General features: G+C 36.8%; 13 protein-coding genes. 5 read left to right on the top strand and 8 right to left on the bottom strand.

Translation table 11 applies throughout. The annotated features are described in order from the left end of the window. Positions 1–192: 192 nt before the first annotated feature. Positions 193–654 (bottom strand): DUF4268 domain-containing protein, encoded by a 462-nt coding sequence (locus tag BMY50_RS25365; protein WP_093331569.1) that lies wholly within the window; start codon positions 652–654, stop codon positions 193–195. Between the two features lie 248 nt (positions 655–902). Between BMY50_RS25365 and BMY50_RS25360 the strand changes: the two genes are divergently transcribed. Continuing rightward, positions 903–2,072, top strand: a complete 1,170-nt coding sequence (locus BMY50_RS25360) for a cytochrome c3 family protein (RefSeq protein WP_093331564.1) — start codon at positions 903–905, stop codon at positions 2,070–2,072. 137 nt (positions 2,073–2,209) lie between these two features. Continuing rightward, positions 2,210–3,895, top strand: coding sequence for a right-handed parallel beta-helix repeat-containing protein (locus BMY50_RS25355; RefSeq protein WP_093331560.1), 1,686 nt, complete (start codon positions 2,210–2,212; stop codon positions 3,893–3,895). Here BMY50_RS25355 and BMY50_RS25350 read toward each other — a convergent pair. Genes BMY50_RS25350 through BMY50_RS25340 form a run of 3 tightly spaced genes read right to left on the bottom strand, consistent with a single transcriptional unit; the run spans position 3,869 to position 6,022 of the window. Continuing rightward, entirely contained in the window at positions 3,869–4,291 is a 423-nt protein-coding gene (locus BMY50_RS25350; RefSeq protein WP_093331555.1) for a secondary thiamine-phosphate synthase enzyme YjbQ, read from the bottom strand. The genes BMY50_RS25355 and BMY50_RS25350 overlap by 27 nt on opposite strands. Positions 4,292–4,296: 5 nt before the next feature. Next, positions 4,297–4,830, bottom strand: a complete 534-nt coding sequence (locus BMY50_RS25345; RefSeq protein WP_093331550.1) for a YfiT family bacillithiol transferase — start codon at positions 4,828–4,830, stop codon at positions 4,297–4,299. A gap of 28 nt (positions 4,831–4,858) precedes the next feature. Then, positions 4,859–6,022: an MFS transporter gene (locus BMY50_RS25340; protein ID WP_093331545.1), complete on the bottom strand. Its 1,164-nt coding sequence runs from the start codon at positions 6,020–6,022 to the stop codon at positions 4,859–4,861. Positions 6,023–6,562: 540 nt separating this feature from the next. Between BMY50_RS25340 and BMY50_RS25335 the strand changes: the two genes are divergently transcribed. Next, positions 6,563–9,991 (top strand): PAS domain-containing hybrid sensor histidine kinase/response regulator, encoded by a 3,429-nt coding sequence (locus BMY50_RS25335; RefSeq protein ID WP_162276674.1) that lies wholly within the window; start codon positions 6,563–6,565, stop codon positions 9,989–9,991. Between the two features lie 17 nt (positions 9,992–10,008). Here BMY50_RS25335 and BMY50_RS25330 read toward each other — a convergent pair whose 3' ends face one another. Beyond that, positions 10,009–11,289: a serine hydrolase domain-containing protein gene (locus tag BMY50_RS25330; RefSeq protein ID WP_093331534.1), complete on the bottom strand. Its 1,281-nt coding sequence runs from the start codon at positions 11,287–11,289 to the stop codon at positions 10,009–10,011. Positions 11,290–11,474: 185 nt separating this feature from the next. Between BMY50_RS25330 and BMY50_RS25325 the strand changes: the two genes are divergently transcribed. Both BMY50_RS25325 and BMY50_RS25320 read left to right on the top strand, forming a co-directional pair. Beyond that, positions 11,475–12,854, top strand: coding sequence for a hypothetical protein (locus BMY50_RS25325; protein ID WP_093331530.1), 1,380 nt, complete (start codon positions 11,475–11,477; stop codon positions 12,852–12,854). 113 nt (positions 12,855–12,967) lie between these two features. Then, positions 12,968–14,590, top strand: a complete 1,623-nt coding sequence (locus BMY50_RS25320) for a carboxylesterase/lipase family protein (protein WP_093331526.1) — start codon at positions 12,968–12,970, stop codon at positions 14,588–14,590. Positions 14,591–14,792: 202 nt separating this feature from the next. Here the strand turns inward: BMY50_RS25320 and BMY50_RS25315 are convergent, their stop codons facing one another. The 3 genes from BMY50_RS25315 to BMY50_RS25305 all read right to left on the bottom strand — a co-directional run bounded on the left by BMY50_RS25315 (position 14,793) and on the right by BMY50_RS25305 (position 17,165). Beyond that, entirely contained in the window at positions 14,793–15,332 is a 540-nt protein-coding gene (locus tag BMY50_RS25315) for an NADPH-dependent FMN reductase (RefSeq protein WP_093331522.1), read from the bottom strand. Further along, complete coding sequence (locus BMY50_RS25310; RefSeq protein WP_093331518.1) at positions 15,329–15,847, bottom strand: DUF2480 family protein; 519 nt, start codon at positions 15,845–15,847, stop codon at positions 15,329–15,331. The genes BMY50_RS25315 and BMY50_RS25310 overlap by 4 nt, the downstream gene beginning before the upstream one ends. A 202-nt stretch (positions 15,848–16,049) precedes the next feature. Further along, positions 16,050–17,165: a helix-turn-helix domain-containing protein gene (locus tag BMY50_RS25305; protein WP_093331514.1), complete on the bottom strand. Its 1,116-nt coding sequence runs from the start codon at positions 17,163–17,165 to the stop codon at positions 16,050–16,052. Positions 17,166–17,415: the final 250 nt, after the last annotated feature.

The raw sequence follows: 17,415 nt of genomic DNA, 5'->3' as shown, positions 1-17,415 counted from the left end.
GTTCGGAATTAGGCTGTTATAAATACAGCTACCGCAAGCTATGGATGAATAATATCTATATTCTATACAGTGCGGAAAGATAAGGCTTTTGATAGGAAAATATGAAATCGTTAAATGTAACCTTTATGTTATTTTTAATTGCTTCGAGCTATTTTAGTTAAAGGATTTGGAAGAATCAATAATTTTTATGGCTTATTTTAAGTCCTCAAAACTATATTTTGCTGTGCTCCAAAATTCATCGAGTGCGATCATTCTGGACTTAAAAAAAGAGATTAATTTTGGCCAATCGTCTTGTTTAAATACGCTCACATCGTGAATTTCAGTTGAAATCCGACTGATTATTTTGTCATAATCATTCCTTGTATGTAAGTGCCATTGCCATTCTTCTTCTAAGTGATGATGAAGGATATTTCTTAATTCATAAAATTGTTCAAATAATAAGGCTTGTATATCCACATCAGGGTGTGTTATTTCGATAGCAATGGAGGCCATCCTTTTATCAGCATCCATCTTAAAAAAGATGTATTTAAAATTAGTTTTATAATTTACCCAATTAATTTTCAGGCCGTCGGCAGAAGGAACAGACACCATGTATTGACCGAAAGTTGTCCAAAATGCTTGTTTTAGTTTTGATGCTTGTTCCTTGGAATACAAAATATTATAATTTATACAGTCTGTTATGTAAAATATTAGATGATTGCCATAGCGCCGATGATCTACAAATATGGTGGAGCCAAATTAGCATTTTAATGTTAAATAGATGGTTTTAGCAGGGCAAGATTAAAAAGAACGTGCTAGATAAACAATTTGCGAGAAGTAAAATTGAAAATTACTACATTAGTGCCACCAAAAAATAATCTAATCAGCAAAAATAAATAAAACCGTAATTGTATTATAAGCCGATGAGTCGCCAAAGGATTTTACTATTATTTTTTCTTGCCAGTTGTTTTGCAATAAGTATTATTCAATGCACTGAACAGAAGAAAGAGGATGTCCGTGGCGAGCAATATGCTGGGGAGGGTACGTGTGTTCAATGTCATAAAGAAATTGCACAAAATTATATTCATAATGCCCATTTTAACACTTCGAAGGAGCTGAATGCGCCACATGCCACTGATAGCTTAGCCTTGCCAGAAGGAACTTTCGTATTTAATGAAAAGACAAAGGTCGGAGTTGAAAAGAAAGTTGACGGTTTATATCAGGTAGCTTATGTGAATGGGCAAAATATGAAGCAAGAAAAGTTATCGGTTGCTTTTGGAGCAGGTATTACTGCCTATACATTTGCCTATTGGTATGGAAATAAGATGATGCAGCTTCCCCTAAATTATTTGGTTCACGAACAGCAATGGGTTAACAGTCCGGGCTTTCCTGTCGACCAAATTTATTTCGGACGTGCCATTGTGACGCGTTGTTTAGAATGTCACAGTTCTTTTGTACAATCTAAATTGGTTTCAGCGGGAAGTTTAAAAGTTGAAGAGGAGTATGTGAAAAACTCTTTGATTGCCGGCATTGATTGCCAGCGATGCCACGGTCCTTCTGCTGCTCACGTTCAATACCATGAGGAACACCCTACAGAAAAAAGGGCCAAGCATATGATCGGTTACAATCAGCTTTCCAGATCGCAAAAAGTTGATATGTGTAGCGTATGTCATTCCGGAATTAATTTACAAATGTTAAATCCAATATTCTTTTTTAAGCCCGGTGATACACTGAGGAATCTTCCAGAATATACTTCTTATACTGGAGAAGATCCGGATGTACATGGAAAACAGAAGCAACTACTTGAAGCCAGCAAATGCTATAAACTGAGCAATATGGATTGTGGCTCCTGCCACAGTACGCATGATGACATAAAACCTGATCTAGCAGTCTATTCACAAAAATGCATAAAATGTCATACACAGGTAGAACATGTATCACTTGATAGAGGCAAGGTGAGCATGTTAGAGAAAAACTGTATTGATTGCCACATGCCTGTTAAAGTTTCAAAAGATATTGGTTTTCAAGTGAGCGGTAGCAAAGAAAAAATCCCTTACAAACAGCGAACACACCGCATCGCTGTCTATAAATAATTTATGTTATTTAAATGTCATACTCCAATTATTTTTATAAATAACATAATATTAATGTGTTAATTTAGTTTTTTTAGGTAGATACTTTTATCTTTATAGCAAGAAACATATATTTTTAAGCAGAAACTTACGTACAGATGAATAAACAATTAGTAGCAGTTTCCTTTTTTTTACTATCAGCGATCGGTTTAAAATGTACTTTAGGTCAAGAAAAAAAAGTTAATCACAATATTGTAAAAGCGAAAAACGCGAGAACAAAATATAAGGATGATACAAAATATATACAAAATCTTATAAATAAAGCTCAACCTGGCGATACGGTTAAAGTGCCTGAGGGTATTTATAATGTCAGCAGTGTTCGCTTAAAAAATGGTGTGAGCCTTTATTCTACAGGGCTCTTTAAGCAGTTACCTCCGGATACCACTGAAAATTTTTCCTTTAGTAAACAATACTCAGAATCTCCCATGTTTTATGGCGAGAAGGTGAATAATCTCAGTCTTACTTTCAATGCAGGAGTTAACAGAGAGGCTATTTATCTTAATAACTGTAAGAAAGTAACAGTTCGGGATGTTAAATTGAAAGGCGACTCCACTAAACTGCTCTCTTTTGCTGGGATATACCTATATGCCTGTGATGATGTAAATATTGTGAATGCTGAAGTATCTTATTTTGGCAAGGAACGGAATGACCCTGTCTATTACCAACGGGGTACGGGTATTCGTGCACAAACGACGCATAATTTAAGGATTGTAAATAGTAACATTCATCATAATGGAGAGAATGGTCTCTTTTTTCACGGTTGTACAGACATAGCTATTAAAGACAATTATATTCATCATAATGGGATGAGTGGCGTACAGGTGGCTTTTGGAAGCATGGGTATTGAAAGAAATTATGTGATAACAGGTAATACGTTAGAAGCGAACGCTGCGGATGCGATAGACATTAATAATCCCGATGAAAAGCGTAAGGTGGATTTACAGGCCATTATACAAGGAAATTTAAGCAAAAATAATGGCTGGGTAAAAGGTCAAAAAACACGTGACGGATCTGGTATTGCTACGTTAGTGGGGTTACGAAATGTAACAGTAAAGAATAACAGGTCTCAAGAGAGCAATAGGCCGGCGGTATATGTGAGAGAGTGCGATGCTATTGACGTACTATCAAATAATGCTGATAATGTGGCTGAAATTGTTGGTAACTTAGGTCACATCCGTTTATATAAAAACACCTTTCCTGAGGTTAGGTTATTAGCCAGTGTAAAGGCTAAAAAATTAACGCTTGATTCCAATTACATAAGGCATCTTTCATTTCCCAACGGTATTTCGGTTGATAGTCTTGTCTTGTTTGCTAATGATTTGAAAGGGAATATTAATGTCAATATGGATGGACGTCTTATATTAAAAGATAATAAGATATCTAGCAGTTCACCTAAGGGAGCCGTAACCTTATGGAAAGTTAATGAAGCTGTTTTAAGCGGGAATCAGATACAGACAAGTCATCAAGATGCTTTAGCATTATATGTTGATAATAAGGCAAATAATGTGCTGATAAAAGAGAATAAAATTGCAGCATCGCTTACCTGTATTAAAGACAGTGGTTCTCAGAATTTACAAATTATTGGTAACACACTTGCCTCAGATTTGGATAGCGTTTATGCCAGCACCGTGATTTCTGTAAATCCTAAAGACCTTCATTTAAATAACAATATTTATTATTTGGGTAAAGAAAAAACCGATCATGGAATTGGGCTAGAGGGAGAAGGCAAGGTGTTTATGGATGGAGAATCTCTGAATTTACTCTCCCCAAATCGTGATAATTAATTGTCTGGCTCCGCCATCATTTCGATGTTCACATAAATAGATACCCTGCCAAGTACCCAAGGCTAGTACGCCATTTGTAATAGGGATTGTGAGAGAACTTCCTAATAATGCAGCTTTTAAGTGGGCAGGCATATCGTCTGATCCTTCATAGTTATGCAAATAATCCGGATCATTTTCGGGCACTATTTTATTAAAGAACATCTCAAAATCTTTACGCACTGTGGGGTCGGCGTTTTCATTAATACTAAGGGAGGCGGAAGTATGTTGTATAAAAATATGACATATACCAATCTTTACTTTTTTTAATTGCCGAACAGCTTCTACAACTTCCCGTGTAATGAGATGGAAGCCCCTCTTTTTGCTTGTCAATTTTACCGATTGTTGAAATACTTCCATGAAACCTATTTCCAATTATTTTTTGCTTTTAGAGTTGTGATATGTGCGAGGTGGTGTTGGCAATGCCATGCATACAGGCCGATATTTTCATCTAGGTCATATACTTTTTTAGTCTCAGGATGTATAAAAGTGCGTTTTAAATCTACTGGACGAAGTGACTTCAACAAGAAGACCCATCTTGCATGAAGTCCTTCTAATAAGGAAAGAGAATAACTTATAGGTAAGATTTTACCATCAGGCAATTCAGCCCATTGATCCTCTTGATACGGCTTTATGGTGGGTTTATCTTCCGTTAGCGCAAGTTTAAATCTAATAATGCTATTCATATGGCTATCTGCACAATGATGCACAACCTGTTTTATTGTCCACCCCCCATCTCTATAAGGTGTATTTAATTGTTCTTCATTTAAATGTGAAACCTCTTTTGCTATGTTTGAGGGAAACATTTCAATGATGTTAATATACTGTTGAAGGTCTACCTCCGTAATGACCACAGGTCTTTCATATTGTCCGATTGGATATTTTAAGGGATCATGCATAACAGAATTTTAAACAAAAATATAAATTCTAAAACGGTTCTATTTGTTTTTTGAAAAATGCCAAATATAACAAAGCAATAAGCGCAATTACTGCAGATCCATACATGAGCAGGGGTACCCTGTGCATATTATCTTGATAGAACGATCCCGATAATAACGCACCTAAGCCAATGCCAGCTTCTAATGCTATATACATGGTTGCCATGGCTTTGCCCCTATGCTCAGGATGACTAAGATCTACGGTCCATGCGTTCGTAGCAGGAGAAAGTATGCCGGTTGCTATTCCATAAATGGCAGAACCAAAAAGAAGCCCTGATGTACTTTGTACCCAACCTATTATTAATAGTGATATTATTAGGATTATTAAACCGACTTTAATCACGTTTATTCTTCCATACTTATCGGAGGTCTTTCCTGCAATAAATCTTATAAATAAAGAGGAAATAGTGAACACCATAAAGAAGAGTCCTTTGTTGGCAATTCCTATATGTTGGCTCCAGTCTGGAATGAGCGTTAAAATTGAGCCATAAGCAAAATAAGAGAGCAGCGTAACGATGGCTGCAGGTAATACTTGTCGGTCGATTATATCATGTCTGGTAAGTTTAAGTATAGAGATTTGGAATTTTTGCTTTTTTACTAATGTCTCCTTGAGATTAAGCAAAATGGCGATAGATAGAAATGCTAATAATGAAGAAGAATAAAATAAGATATCAATGGAGAAATAAGTGCTTATGGTACTTCCGATAGCCGGCCCGATTGCCATGCCAGTGCTGAAGCAAAGCCCGTGTATACCTAGGGCTTCTCCCCATCGTGCTTGTGGTATAATGTCTGCTATATAAGCGGCAGTTGCAGTCGGTTTAAAACCAGTAGAAAAGCCATGTAATAATCTTAAGAATAGAAAACCCGATACAGTGCTTAACACCGGATAAAGAAAACCGCAGATAAAGCATATAATAGAACCTACCGCCATAATGGGTACACGGCCTACTGTATCGGTCAATTTGCCGCTAAAGGGTCTAGAGATGCCTGCAGTAAGGGTGAATAGCGCAATAATTAATCCTTTGTATTCAGCTCCTCCAATAGTACTTAAATAGGAGGGTAACTCTGGTATTAGCATGTTAAAACTTGCTGAAAAGAAAAGAGAACTTAAGCATAAGAGTATAAAATTTAAGCTATAAACATGTTGTTTCATCTGTTCCTTTTTATTCTTTCGTGTACATATTTCATGATATTTATGATTCCACTAAGTGGGTGTTTTTTTAAGAATGAGAGCGAGCCTCTAAGAAATAGATGTGCCATTCAAGATACGACTCTCTAGCGATAGAGGTGAACCCATTTTTAAATAGAAATAGAACTGCATTTACTTAAAAGAATAAAATACATAAAAAAATGGATATAAAATATACATGAAGAGTAAAATTTCGAGTAAATTTATGATTAAAAATGATGCATCAAATTAAGTCAATTCCTTTATATTGCGTATGATTTGTGGTAAATATTTTAATTGGGAGTGCTATAACCTATTATGAGAGGATTTATTCGGCAGATAATCAGGCTTTTGAATGTTAAAGAAATTTTTTTGTCAAAAGAAAAAATGTTGCTTAGGTTTATCGATTTGAGTGCGCTGCTTGTCGTGTCCTACTTTATTGTTTTTAGTTTACTCCGCAATGGCCTTCAACTATTTTTACTCTCCCTTTTCTTAATCCCTTTATTTAGTTTAAGGTTGGCTGTTATGAAGAAATGGTGGAGTTTACGTTTATCTCTTCATCTACTAATTGGTCTCATAGGCTTGGGTTTTATTACACCACTTATATATTTTACCGGGGGCCTACTTTCCCCTATTACCCCTTGGTTACTTTTACCACCTCTCGTGTCTGTTTTATTGATTGGAAATAATAAGTTTACCAAGTTTTGGTTCGGAACTGTTTTACTGATTTTAATCCTTTTTTCTGTTTTTACTCAAATTGGCTATAGGTTTCCGAATCTGATAGAAGGTTCGTTAAGAACCGAACATATGTTATTATCGAACGTAGGATTAATAATTAGCGTATTTGCGTTGGCTCTTATTGCCGAGAACTGGAAAAACAACGTGCTTCTCTCTTTGGAGCGTACGAAATTGATGCTTGAAAGGTCGAGCGAGACCGCGCGTATAGGCACATGGAGTATAGATTTTGAGACAAAAAAAATAAAGTGCAATAAACTAGCGCGGGACATTCATGGTTTGGCTAATAATGAAGAACTTTCAATAGAAGAATATATTCTTTTTTTTCAAGAGGAAGAGGCTTATATATCTCTCTTGGAGAAGGTGAAAAATTCCATATTAAATAAGGAGGAAAAAATAGATAATGAATTTCAGATTCTAACTAAAAAAAGGGATTTGATTTGGGTAAGAATAATTGGAATACCGATTTTTGAAGAAGATAAATGTGTAGGAATTTATGGTCTTATACAGGACGTTGACATTAGAAAGAGTGCTGAGATTAGTTTAATAAAAGAACGTCAACGTCTTGATTATGTTATTCAAGGAGCCAAATTAGGCACATGGGAATGGAATATACAAACGGGAGAAATAATTTTTAATGAGCAGTGGGCTCGTTTTATTGGGTATGAACCAAGTGAAATATTTCCCTGTTCTGCAGACGATCTGCAACAGTATATATATCCGGCCGATAAGAAAAAGGCAGAGGATGCTATGACTGAGTACTTTAATGGTGCTACAGATTTTTACCAGTGCGAGATGCGGATGATACATAGGGAAGGACATCTTGTTTGGTTACTTGTGCAGGGGAAAGTGCTAACGTGGACGGAAGATGGAAAACCCTTGTGGATGTATGGAACTCATAATGAGAATACGAAAGAAAAACAATTAATAGAAGAGCTTACGAAAAGTGAAGCTTATGCACGCTCGTTAATAGCCTCTATTCCTGATATGCTTTTTGTGCTCACAAAAGAAGGGATATTTTTAGATTATAAGGCCCAAGAGCAAGATTTATATTCTCAACCAAATCTGTTTTTAGGGAAGAATTTTCGGGAAGTCTTTCCGCCAGCCCTTGGGCAGCAGATAGACAAAGAAATCGCTGAAGCGATAAGGTTAAATAAATTAGTGGAATTTACTTATAGTTTAACCATTCATGATATAGAAAAATATTATAACGCAAGAATTGTTCCTTTTGAAAATGATAAAGTCATTGTACTTTGCAGAGATGAAACAACAAATGTTTTAGCTGAAAGAGAGTTATTAACTTTAAACAAGAAATTCAAGAGCATTTTTGATAACAGTCCGATCGGGATGGCCCTTACTGATTTTGAGACAGGTAGATTTGTTGAAGTAAACAGTGCTTTATTGACATTCTTAGGATACAGTAAAGAGGAAATGTTATCATTTACCTTTAAAGATCTAACACCTAGTGAATACGATAAACAGGAGCAGATTAGACGGGATAGTTTAGAGAAAAATGGTCGTTTCGATTATTATGAAAAGGAAAGTTTAACTAAGGGCGATAAGCGTATTCCCATTGCCTTAAATGGGGTTTCTATTACGGATGAATTAGGCCGTCAATTGGTTCTTTCAATAGTACAGGATATCTCGGCACAAAAGGAGTACGAGATATCGTTAAGAAAAGCTAAGGAGCAAGCTGAAATTGCCAATAATGCTAAATCAGAATTTTTAGCTAATATCAGTCATGAAATCCGAACGCCCTTAAATGCAATTATTGGATTTACTGATTTATTGCTGAAAACCTCTTTAGGGGAAACGCAGCATGAGTACATGGCAACAGTATTCCAATCAGCAAATGCCCTCTTGGAACTTATTAATGACATTTTAGACTTATCAAAAATAGAGGCGGGGAAATTAGATCTTTCGATCGAAGAGATTAATTTGCAGGATCTTAGCCATCAGGTCGTGGAAATTTTAAACTATCAGGCCTTAAAAAAGAATCTGGATTTAAAGATAGACTTGTCATCTAACTTGCCACAATGTGTATTTGGAGATATTTTGCGTCTACGACAAATACTTTTTAATTTATTAAGTAATGCAATAAAATTTACAGAAGAGGGAACAGTTGAATTAAAAATAGAGGCATTAGAAAAGGAAAGTGATAAACAGTCTCAAAAATTTAGATTTTCAGTTATAGACACCGGGATTGGCATTGCTTTAAAAAACCAACAGAAAATTTTTGAAGCATTTACGCAGGAAAATCCTACAGCGGTAAAAAAATATGGGGGGACAGGATTAGGTCTAACTATTTCAAATAGATTATTAGCCTTGATGGGAAGTAAACTATCCCTTGAAAGTAAACAAGGAGAAGGGAGCATTTTTTATTTTGATTTGATATTGGAGCTATATTTTTCCGAAGCAGGTCCTGATTCCGAAAAACCAAATGAAAAAGAAAACCTGTCTCATCGCAAGCCTCTAAAATCATCAAGCAGTGCTGGTGCCATATTAATTGCGGAAGATAACGCGACGAATATGTTGCTTATGAAATCTTATTTTAATAATATTATTCCTGGTATTCGCTTAATAGAAGCCGAAAATGGAGAAATAGCATTAAAACTCTTTAAAGAGTTCAAGCCTAAGCTGGTTATAACAGATATTCAGATGCCCAAGTTAAATGGATATGAACTAACTACTCATATTAGGAACCTTAGCTTTGGTAGAGAAGTGCCCATTATTGCAATAACTGCGGGGATTCTTAATGGGGAGCGCGAGAAATGTCTGGAATTAGGGATGAATGATTACTTAAGTAAACCTATTTTACAAGAAACTTTGAGGCAAATTTTGGAAAAATGGTTAGCAGAAGATTTAGAAGAACACAGGTTTGCCCTAAAACCGTCAACAAGCACTTTTCAATATGTTAATGAACGTTTGGCAAGGCTTTTAGAAATAAAAGTGGAAGATGCAAATGAAATTGTAGAAGTAGCCAAAGAATCTCTTGAGGAAACCTCGATCGAATTGGATCGTTTTACTGATCGGGAAGATTTAGGTGCAATAAAGCATAGCGCACATAAAGTTAGGGGTACGGCATTAATGTTTGGCTTTTCAATTCTCTATAAAATTGCCTTCGAAGTAGAAACAAACCCCTCCACTAACCTGCATTATTATATACCATTAATAAAAAAATTAAAAGAGGAATTGCGCCTCGTCATTAATAATATTTAAATCATACTTTCACTCACCTATTTCAATGCTTGATAAACAAGTGCTTTAAACTTGTCATGCAGTTCTCCATGAGAAAAAGGATATTGCTGAATAAATAATAGTGCAACAATTCCTTCTGTAGGATCTGCCCAATAAGAGGTGCCGAAGAACCCACCCCAAGCGAAAGAACCTGCTGTTTGCCCTAATTTTCCCATCCCCTTAGGAGTTGTAATTTCAAAACCTAAGCCGAACTTATTGTCTCCCAATGAAAGTTCACCTATCTGGTTCATGGTCATTATTTCTACAGTTCGACGCGAAAGAATCTGATGTCCATTATAGCTTCCACCATTTAAAAACATCTGGAGAAATGTTGCATAATCTTTTACCGTTGATACTAATCCAGCACCGCCAGCATAATAACCATTATTATTGATCGGGTAATCAATAGTAATGCCTGGAAAAACATCGCTATTCCACTCTTTTAAAGCATGCGTCGTTGGGTCTTCCGTATATACATTTGCTAATCGAGCCTGTTTTTGCTTAGGTAAATTAAAATAGGTGTCATTCATACCCAATGGCGCAAACAAACGTTTTTGTAAAAAATCATCCAGTGTTAAACCGGAAGCAACCTCAATCAGTCTGCCAAGCACATCAATACCTAAGCTATAGCTCCACTGTTCTCCGGGCTGGCGTTCTAGTGGAAGCCTCCCCAGTCTGTCAATGGCATCTGCTAATAGCATCTTATGAGGTAAAAAACCAGCCTCAATGCCTGCTTTTGCATATATAGCCTTCATTTGAGGCGAGCCTATTTGTGCATAGCCAAGTCCTGAGGTATGGGTTAATAAATCGCGTATTGTTATTTCCCTTTTTGATGGCTCAGTAGTATAAGAGCTGTCCTTTTCATTAAAAGACTTGAGAACCTTGGGTTTTGAGAAGGATGGAATATATTTAGAAATCGGATCGTCTAATAGAAATTTTCCTTCTTCGAATAAAATCATCACTGCAGCACTGGTAACTGCTTTGGTTTGCGATGCTATCCGGAAGATGACGTCACTCTTCATTTGTTTATGCTGATTGATGTTGTTCATGCCAAAGGGTTTGTCATAAACAACATTTCCTTTATGCATGATATAAGCTACCGCCCCCTTTATCCAGTTACTATCGATATACTGTTGAAGTACCTGATCGATTCTTGTTAATCGTTCTTTTGAAAATGAATTATCATCGAATTTATGGAAGGCTTGTGGCTTAGCATCTTGTGCAGAAAGTCGAAGTACGAAAAGTAACGTAATCGCAACGGAGAAAAAAAATTTGTTCATAATTTGGCTTGGTTATATAGCACAAACATAGGTAAATTTGAGATTGACATCAATAGGTTTTTCTTCTCACATTTTCTCGTTATCCTATACAGATTACCCTCAAATCAGTTGTAGAAAGCAAAAGCTGGATAAATTTACCACCAGTAATTTACATTTCAGTTTATCGCTATTAAATTTTCTTAATCATGATACGTGCTATTTGTTTCTTCATTTTATCTATTGTGTTTCTTGCTTCCTGTAAAAAAAATGCAGACATCAATGAGCTGGATGATATACCTACGGATACCCTCCAAGGGGTGATATCTACTGATATCACCTTAAAGGAAAATGCAAATTATTTATTAAAAGGACAAGTAGTTGTTCAGAACAATGCAGTATTGACGATCGCTCCCGGCGTTTCAATACTGGTTGAAAAATCAGATTCGGCGATCAACAAAGGAAGTTTAATTATTACGCAGGGTGCTAAGATAGTGGTAAATGGTACGGAGCAGCATCCCGTAGTGTTTACTTCAGCCGCAAAGGATAAGCAACCAGGCGATTGGGGCGCAATAGTCATTTTAGGAAAAGCGCCAATCAATACTAAGACATTAAATGTCCCCGGTTTAGGGAATGATAAAAAAGCTATTTGCGGAGGTAATAATGCTGAGGATAATTCGGGGAGCATACAATACTTACGAATCGAATATGGTGGTGGTTTAAATCCAAAGGCGGAAGATGAATGGGCTATTGATAAGGCTAGCGGACTATGTTTGGCTGCTGTAGGTTCATCAACCATTCTTGATCATATTATGGTAAGTCATTCTCGAGATGATGCCTTTCAATTTTTAGGCGGGACCGTAAATGCAAAAAACCTAATTGCCTATAATAATGGAGATGACGATTATGATTTTGATCTGGGATATAACGGAAGACTTCAATTCATTGTTTCTTATCGTACCGCTGTCTCAGATTGGGCATTGAGAGCAAATGGTATAGAAAGTTTAAATGATGCGGACGCCAGTAGTAGCACCCCTTATACAAGACCTATTATTTCAAATGCAACAATTATCGGCACTCAGGGTGTCGTAAAAGAGCCAACAAACCAGAACCAAGGCGTTTATATTCGAAAGAATACTCGGTTTGCGATTCAGAACTCGATTATAGCAGAGTACCCACAGGGCGGTCTAATGGTATGTAATAAGACCCGCCCCTTATTAATGGAAGCACATGCCTCATCCTTTAAATACAATCTGGTACATTGTGAAGACAATAAAAGGGCCTTTACCTGGGACAAAAACGCGCAAGTGATATCGCTAGACAAAGTAGTGCCTGATCCAGAACTCACCTCCTTTGCAACAAACCAAGAAAATCAAAATGTATTGATAGCTACTATTGCCGATTTAAAGTTCTCTTCCATTTATCCGGCACAGGGTGCTCCAATATTGAGCCTGTTGCAAGACTCTCCGGCCTTCGCTGGTGCTAACTTTACAGATGCGGATTATAGCCTGTTTTTCGAAAAGGTCTCTTTTAGAGGGGCTGCTGGACAAAATAACTGGCTTGCAGGTAACTGGGTGAATTGGGAATAACAACTATAATTCAGTATGTAGGAGGGCAACCGGAATCAGCATGCATCCTAATTATTTTTTAATGAGAGATTCTTCTAGATATTAATTAAATTGCATCTCTTATCACTGAAATTATGAAGGTTTTTGTATATTTTCTTACGCTGTTTTTTATGCCTTTTATTTATGCGCAACAAAACGATCAAATGAGTCGGCAAATTAAAACTGCTGATGGCATTTTAGAAGGGAATGATGAATCAGGTATTTACTCTTTTAAAGGTATTCCATTTGCCGCGCCGCCCGTAGGTAAATTTAGATGGAGAGAGCCGCAGCCTGTTGAGAAATGGGAGGGGGTAAGAAAAGCCAATAAATTTGGACCAAGGGCCATGCAGCGACCTGTTTTTGGCGATATGAATTTCAGGTCTAATGGAATGAGTGAGGATTGCCTGTACCTAAATGTTTGGACACCGGCCAAATCTCATGATGAAAAGCTACCGGTGTTGGTATATTTTTATGGTGGCGGCTTAATTGCTGGTGATGGTTCTGAACCTCGCTATGATGGAGAAAGTATGGCACGTAGGGGAATTGTCGCGATCACCGTTAATTACCGCCTAAATATATTTGGATTTTTCTCCCATCCCGAATTGAGCAAAGAATCTCCTAATGGTGCTTCAGGTAATTATGGTTTACTAGATCAATATGCTGCACTAAAGTGGGTGCAGCAGAATATTGCAGCATTTGGAGGCGATCCCAATAAAGTAACCATTGCAGGCGAATCTGCCGGATCGTTTTCAGTAAGTGCACAGATGGCTTCATCGCTGTCAAAAGGCCTATTCCGAGCAGCAGTAGGAGAAAGTGGCGCTTTATTAGGCAACAGACCACTACCACCATTGAAAGAAGCCGAGCAGAAAGGAAAAGCTTTTGCAACCAGCATCAATAAAGAAGACTTGACTTCTCTTCGTTCTATACCTGCCGAACAATTATTAGCGTTTACCACGAAACCTGAGGCAAGTTTTCCAGTCAATATAGATGGTTATTTTTTCAAAGAAAATCCTGTGGCTACATTCAAGCGCGGAGATCAATCTAAGGTGCCTTTATTAGTGGGATGGAATTCCGAAGAGATGAATTATCGGGCATTATTAGGGGAGATGAAACCGACGATTGCAAATTTCAAAAAGGTAGTGGAAGAACGTTTTGGGGAACAGGCGAAGGAATTGCTTCAGGTATATAAGCCACAAAGTGAAATGGATGTGGAACAAGTGGCCACGGATTTTGCTGGCGATCAATTTATCGCCTACGGCACCTGGCGTTGGGCCGACCTACATAGCCAAACAGGGAACAGTCCTGTTTATCGCTATCTTTATGCCAAACCTAGGCCAGCTATGCGAGCCGAAATGGGTAATGCTGTTGCCGGTTTAGCTGGCGGAGTTATAAAAGGCGATGACGCAAAGAAACAACAGACTCCTTTAGCGAAAGGAGCGGTACATTCAGCAGAAATTGAATATGCATTGGGCAATCTTGCGACCAATAGTGTGTATGATTGGCAGCCGGAAGATTATAAAGTTTCTACTATCATGCAAACTTATTTTGAAAACTTTATAAAAACGACTAATCCCAATGGCTTGGGTGTCCCCGATTGGCAGGCAATGGAAAAAGGAGAAGCTTCCCAAATAATGCATCTGGATGTAAATACAACGGGCGAAACCGAAAAACATCGAGACCGTTATCTTACCTTAGAAAAATTATCGGAAGGAAAATAGAGTTAAAGACATATTACCTGCCTAAGAAACAATCTAGGAATGAATAAATCGCAATCGCCCAATTTTAAAAATGGGAAATATCATAACTTATCTTTTACGCCGACGATGGCAAAGGGGGATAGTTTTTTGCGCATACTAAAGGAACAATTGCATAAACCTAAAACCGTTGTCCCGTCATATACCATACCGTCGGTGATAACACTCATTTCTTTGATTCTAATAAAAGACGGGTCATTAGGTCGAATTTTTCACGGTATAATAGGTGGAGACCACCGGTTTCATCAAAGAGATGGCCTCTTACAGCAGGTATAGAGTAGGGAAGTGTCCATGCCCGAAGCGATTTCGCGACCGCATCCATCGCATTTATTCCTTGCATCGCATGCCCACCATCTGCCCAACAAACTAATCCGATGAGTTTATTGCTCAGATAGGGTGGTGTTGATTTACTGCTAACTTCTAACCAATCGAGACAGTTTTTCATAATGCCTGTCATACCACCGTGATACAGTGGTGTAAGCCATATGTGAATATCTGCTTGGGTAAAAGTACTGACCATAATTTTGACAGACTGCGGTATATTGGGTAACGTCAGGTCAAAAAAAGGTATACTGGCATTTGCCATTTTGAATTCTGTTACATCAGCTCCTGCATTTTCAAATCGATTTTTAAAATAATTGCTGATCGTTTGAGAGGTGCTTTGATTTCTTTTTTCTAATGCCCCATTAAATATTAAAACATTCATAATTTGTCGATTTGTTTATATATAACCTTGGGCATTCCAACTTCTCCATATAGCAAGCTTAGCACTTTATTGCTGATGAGTAAAGTGGAAGCCTCCACATAGATCGTATCAGGTACCCGACTGTCGGCTTTTAATACAACCTTTTTTTCGCGATACTGTTTAAAATTTGCCTGTCTTAAATTCTTTTTCCAAAGATCTATTTCATGTTCTTTTTGATTTCCGAATGACACCGAAGAAGCATAAGGGTGTAATTTGCCAGTAATATACATATACACCCACTGGGGTATGATCGCGTCAAAGGTGCAGGATATACTTACCGCTTTATCCCTATATTTTGTCCAATCAATTTTTTCCATTCCATCCTTGAACTCCTTTTCCTTGATGATCAGTCCTTTGTAAAGATAAGGAGCAAGATCAAGCATTTCGAAACTTAATATCGGTTGATATTCAATTAAATCAATGCCAACAATTCCTGTTGCTGAAATTTTGTCTAGGGGTTTGATAACTATGTCCATTGTTCTACTTGTCTGTTGAGTTTCTTATTTAACTCTTGATAGTGAAAACAAACATACTAAAAAGTGATTAATAAACAAAGTAATTACTTTGTTTATTAAAAATATGATCAGTAGATACTTAAATAATAATGAAGTAGTGCTTTATATTGTTCATTATTTCTTCTGCTAGTATTGATCGTTACGCAATAAATTGAAGAGACCATTATAATAGGCGAAAAACGAATGGCTGAATAGCTGACTTTTTTAAACTGTCTTGATTTTTCTTGACATAATCGGTAGGAGTGGTACCCACAATTTTTTTAAAATAGAGGTTAAAGGACGATTTGGTTTTAAACCCACTTTGATAAGCAATGCTCAGTAGATTGATTTCTACATCGCTTTCTATCCTTTTATTTAGCTCTAAAATAAATTCTTCTATACGGTATTCATTGATATACCGATAAAAAGACTTAAAAAAATATGTATTTAGCGTTTCCGAAATATAACGTCTACTAATATTGGTATCCTCGCTTAGTTTATCCATATTGAAATCAATATCCAAATAAGCTTTGGTTTTCCGCATATAGGTATTGAGTATATCTGCAAAATCGGCTAATTGCTCACTGGAAAGGATGGGTTTACGATCGGAAACCGACTTTTGTTCATCATCTGCAACGATCTCAGGCGGATTCGTACCTACATATTTATGACGGACTACCAAGAAGCATATCACCATAAATAAAGAATAAGCAACATAACGTAATGCCAATAAATAGGTTGCATTGCTTTCTATCGCCATGCAAATGATTGATAATCCATTTAAAAAAATAAAAATTGCGCAGATGCTACCGATCAATTTATATTCGGCGAACGGAATATTTTTTTTCCATTTTTTTAGTAGATAAGAGGTAATAACCGCATAGACCCCATTTCCAATAACAATAAAATAGCTTGTCCAATTATTGTATATCTGTAAATGCGCATGTCCAATAACTGGGTTAACAAATAATGAGCTAATAACGGAGAAGTAGGCAACGGTTGCAATAAAGAGCGGTAAAAAGAGGAATAAGTAAGTTAGCGGTATAAAACCGGTTTTCAACTTTCTTACATATAAATAAATCAAGGGACCGTAAGCAAGTTGAATAAATGTATTCATAGCTAGCTTGACATCTTTGTCATCCACCATCGCATAAATAACCCATTTTGCAAATAGGTGAACACCTATGCAAGCTATCAGCGTGATGAGCAGATTGTCATACTGATTGCGCTTTTTATTAAGCCAGAGCAAGGCGACAGCAATGCCCGCCTGAAACATACCTGCAGCTATTATATAATCCATCACCAGTTGGTTGTGTCATACCAAATTTAGTCTTCCAATATTATCAGAATATTAAGAAATAGAATTTTCGAAAAAAAGGCTGCTCATACCACAAGTTTAACAAAAGCTTAATAAAAATTAAACACGATATAAAATACTAAAAAACAATATGTTATATATACGAATGCCGGCATTCATACGTATGCGCGTAGCTCTTCCTTCACACGGTCGATAGTTGATTTTCAGAAATACAGTTTTGCAACAAAAAAAT

Source organism: Olivibacter domesticus (genome assembly GCF_900109575.1).
Taxonomy (GTDB): domain Bacteria; phylum Bacteroidota; class Bacteroidia; order Sphingobacteriales; family Sphingobacteriaceae; genus Olivibacter; species Olivibacter domesticus.
Note: the sequence above shows the minus strand (reverse complement) of the source record. Positions and strands in the feature narration are given on the sequence as shown.